We start from the raw sequence: 241 nt of genomic DNA, 5'->3' as shown, positions 1-241 counted from the left end.
CAAAGTTGCGATCACGGCGTTCTCGTTTTATATCGAGAACCACATTAATACGGCGATCAACAATGCGGATGGTAAGAAATATATTATCATTATCGGTAAGCGACTTGCTGATGATAGTGTGGAACAGATCGATGGATTTTATAAATTCCACCGCGGTGGCAATTGTTATATTCTGTCTCCGATTATTGAAAAACTCGGACGTAAAACAGCGGCGGCATGCTACCGCTACTATCCAGGTGTG

General features: G+C 42.7%; 1 protein-coding gene. It reads left to right on the top strand.

What is annotated here, in order from left to right:
• Positions 1-241, top strand: a 241-nt coding sequence (locus SM753_RS21095; RefSeq protein ID WP_323192992.1) for a hypothetical protein, incomplete at both ends; no start/stop codon positions are given.

It is taken from the genome of Halostella sp. PRR32 (assembly GCF_034808085.1).
Lineage (GTDB): Archaea > Halobacteriota > Halobacteria > Halobacteriales > Natronoarchaeaceae > Halostella > Halostella pelagica.
This window is presented reverse-complemented; position numbering and strand designations above follow the sequence as displayed.